Source organism: Nostoc sp. NMS7 (genome assembly GCF_017115085.1).
Taxonomy (GTDB): domain Bacteria; phylum Cyanobacteriota; class Cyanobacteriia; order Cyanobacteriales; family Nostocaceae; genus Nostoc.
The window spans coordinates 1-3,979 of the sequence record NZ_JABXKJ010000118.1; the positions used below are offsets into that span (position 1 = coordinate 1).

The 3,979-nt window shown below is 44.1% G+C and carries 3 protein-coding genes; 1 reads left to right on the top strand and 2 read right to left on the bottom strand.

What is annotated here, in order from left to right:
* On the bottom strand, nucleotides 1-197 hold a 197-nt coding region (locus HWQ38_RS12195), incomplete at its 3' end, for a hypothetical protein (protein WP_292793661.1).
* 272 nt (nucleotides 198-469) lie between these two features.
* Here HWQ38_RS12195 and HWQ38_RS12200 point away from each other — a divergent pair.
* The gene (locus HWQ38_RS12200) at nucleotides 470-2,629 is read left to right on the top strand and encodes a Tex family protein (RefSeq protein ID WP_292793664.1); all 2,160 of its coding nucleotides are present in this window, start codon (nucleotides 470-472) and stop codon (nucleotides 2,627-2,629) included.
* Nucleotides 2,630-2,724: 95 nt separating this feature from the next.
* Here the strand turns inward: HWQ38_RS12200 and HWQ38_RS12205 are convergent, their stop codons facing one another.
* Entirely contained in the window at nucleotides 2,725-3,855 is a 1,131-nt protein-coding gene (locus HWQ38_RS12205; protein WP_292793667.1) for a HAMP domain-containing sensor histidine kinase, read from the bottom strand.
* Nucleotides 3,856-3,979 lie beyond the last annotated feature (124 nt).

The window sequence follows — 3,979 nt, forward strand, 5'->3', positions numbered from 1 at the left end:
TTGAAGGAAGTGGCGTGGAAACCCCCTGTTCCCGCACTGGCTTGGCTATACAAACAAAGTCCACCTCCGTGGACTAAGAAAAAATCAAAGGTTTTTAACCCACGGAGGTGGGTTTTGCCTGTGTAGCCAAGCCAGTGCGTTGGGCGGCTCCGCCGACTTGAAGCACCTGGCGCGCGACTTCTAGTCGCCTGGTGCAAGATATAAGTTAAAGGTTTTTTGATTCGACTAATTAGACGAATGCCATCTGAACTACCGAACTGACATCAGCATAGCTGCGCTATGCTATACAAACTATCGTTTAGCTACACGGATTAATCGGATTTAAAACTTGCGTAGGTGGGTTTTGTTTACTTCGCCAAATGCAACAGTGAACAATCGTCTGGTAAATTAGCTTAAAACTTTGGCCTTGCGACAGGATCAGGATCTAGCATATTACCTTTAGTAGTAGCATTTTCATTTTAGACACCCAATGCTGAACATTCCTCAATTACTGGCAACTGAAATAAACCTCAAACCCCATCAGGTGCAAAACGCGCTGGAACTTTTGGCGGAAGGTGCAACAATTCCCTTTATTGCACGTTACCGTAAAGAGCGCACTGATGAGATGAATGAAGTGCAACTACGTGAACTGGCGGAACGATATACTTATTTAACAGAACTGGAAGAACGAAAATCGGTGATCTTAAGTGCGATCGCTCAACAAGGTAAACTTACAGATGAACTCAAAGCCAAAATCTCATCCTGCTTACAAAAAACCGAACTTGAGGATTTATACTTACCCTATCGACCAAAGCGACGCACTCGCGCCACCATCGCCAGAGAAAAAGGACTCGAACCACTGGCGGAATTTATCAAGTCGCTAAATGTAAAAAATGCTGTAACGGCTTCCCTGGAGTCAGAAGCGGCTAAGTATATTTCGGAAACCAAGGGAGTAAAAACAGCAGCAGAAGCGCTTAAAGGTGCTGCTGATATTTTGGCGGAAGAAGTAGCTGAAAAAGCTGAGTTACGCGCATATATCCGCGACTATCTCCTAGAAGAAGGGGTATTGGTCTCTCGCATCAAAGATGATTATCCCGAAGGTACAACCAAATTTGAGATGTACCGAAACTATCAAATTAGGGTAAAAAATATTGCAGCCCACAATATGCTGGCGTTGTGTCGGGGTGAAGCTGAGAAAATATTAAGCTTTGAAATTGCTTTTGATGAGGATACGGTGCTTTACTATCTTGAGTCAAAAGAAATTCAAACCAAAGTTGGCACAATTCGGGATTTTTATCAAGCGATGTTGAAGGATGCATTCAACCGTTTGATGAAAGTCTCTCTAATGGGAGAGGTAATTTCTGAGATAAAAATCTATGCACATATAGAATCAATTAAGACATTTGAAACTAATCTGCGGGAGTTGCTGCTATCTGCACCAGCCGGGATGAAACCAACACTGGCGATAGACCCTGGATTTAGAACTGGGTGTAAAGTTGCAGTCCTCGACCAAACTGGGAAATTTTTGGAATATCAGGCGGTATTTCCCCACCAAGCGGCTGAACAACGACTCAAAGCAGCACAAACTGTCAAAAATCTGATTGAAAAGTACAAAATTGAGTTAATCGCCATCGGTAACGGTACAGCGTCCCGCGAGACAGAGGAATTTGTCACGCAAGTTCTAGAAACCATAGAACGCAAACCAGTTAAGGTGATGGTAAATGAGTCTGGCGCATCTATATATTCTGCGAGTACTGTGGCGCTGGAAGAATTTCCGGATTTAGATATTACGGTGCGCGGCGCCATTAGCATCGGTCGCCGTTTGCAAGACCCCTTAGCGGAACTGGTGAAAATCGATCCCAAATCCATTGGTGTGGGACAATATCAGCACGATGTCGATCAGAAGTTGTTGAAAAAGAAATTGGATGACACTGTAGAAAGCTGTGTGAACTACGTCGGCGTAGATTTAAACACCGCATCCAAAGAACTTCTGACTTCCGTCTCTGGGATTACGCCAACAATTGCCAATAACATTATCGCCTATCGCAACCAGTATGGAGCCTTTAAAAATCGGCGACAACTTTTGAAAGTTGCGAAGTTGGGGCCAAAGGCTTTTGAACAAGCAGCAGGTTTTCTGCGGATTCGCGGCGGTGACAACCCATTAGATAATACAGCAGTGCATCCAGAGAGTTATTCTGTAGTAGAAGCGATCGCATCTGATCTAAATGTGCCATTAAATCAGGTGACGCAAATTGCCGAAAAACTCAAAAAGACCAACCTGAAGAAATACGTTACCGATAGCATCGGCGAACCTACACTACGCGACATCCTCAGCGAACTAGAAAAACCAGGTAGAGATCCTCGTGCTGAGTTTAAGTATGCCACCTTCAGAGAAGGAATTAAGGAAATCAGAGACTTAAAGGTGGGAATGGAACTAGAGGGAATCGTGACGAATGTCGCCAACTTCGGCGCCTTTGTCGATATCGGCGTACATCAAGATGGTTTAGTGCATATATCCCAACTTGCTGATAGATTTGTAGACGATCCCAACAAAGTTGTCAAAGTCGGACAAGTAGTAAAAGTGCAGGTGTTAGAAATCGACGAGAAACTCAAGCGGATTAGTTTGTCGATGAAAGCAGTTAAACAATAAATCTCAGTATAAATACGAAGAATGCATCTAAAGCAAGCAGACCTAGAGATGTTAAATCTGTCTACTGCCACTGGAGAAATAGACCTGAAGATGATTTAGGAATGGCTCATAAGCGGTAATTTTATCTGGAACGTCGAGCCTTTACCCTCATTGCTCATCACATGAATGTGACCGCCGTGAGCCTGGACAATTTGTTGAACGATCGCTAATCCTAACCCAAATCCGCCGCTTTCTCTGGCACGTTCTGTGTCAACCCGGTAAAAGCGATCAAAAATGTAAGGTAAATCTGCCTCTGGAATTCCAATTCCAGTATCGATGACCTGAATTACCGCCCGATCTGGGTGAGGTTCTAAGCGTAACCAGACAGTTCCACCAGACGGAGTGTAATTGCAGGCGTTGTTGAGCAAGTTTTCAACAGCTAGCCGCAGCAAATCGGGATCAGCCCACAACTCAATAGGTTGTTCTGGTAAATGGTTGATCAACTTGAGCGACGCTTTTGCAGCTTGAGTATTATAATAAACTGCTAAATTCTCTAGCAAGCTATTAAGATTAACCTTTTTGAGAGATTCGGGAGTTAATTGTCCCTGATGCCGAGCCAACAGCAGTAGGTTATTGACCAAGGTACTCATCGACTTGGCGCTATCGATGATGTTCTCCACTGAGGGATGGATTTGGGGATAATCTGCGGACATTAGTAACCCAACTTGGGCATTGGTCAAAATTGCAGAAAGGGGCGATCGCAACTCATGAGAAGCATCTGATGTGAAGCGTTGCAGTTGATTATAGGCTTGCTGAACGGGTTGCATAGCTATGCCGCCAAGCACCCAACCTGTAAGTCCAATTAACCCCAGTGCTACAGGCACAGCCAGGGTCAATATTAACTGAAATTGTCTGAGATCGTTTTGAGTTTCTGTTAGCGGGATAGCAACTTGCAGATAACCGATCACCGAATTTCCTCCTTGAACAAGTAGCGTGACTTGACGCAACCAAAGCGCCTCGTTTGTAAGGGGGTCAACGGATTTAATCGTCAGAAAACCAGATGCTGTTTGTAACTGTTCTGGAGGTGGAGTCCCAAAAAACCGCTTAAGTTTACCTTCAGAGTCATACCAGCGAACATAAACCAGTTCAATATCAGCGGGGTGAGAACCACTACCCAATAGCGGTATATTGCTCAGATCGACTTGTTTATGTCCTTGATACAGCCGATACTGCGAACTGGCTGCCATTAGCTCTGCTCTTTTATAAAGCAGTTGATCTAATGCTTTGAGCTTGTCTTTTACCTCAAGATTATAAATCAATACGGTTCAGTTAAGGCTATGCAGTGCTTAAAATAACAAACACAGGAGGATT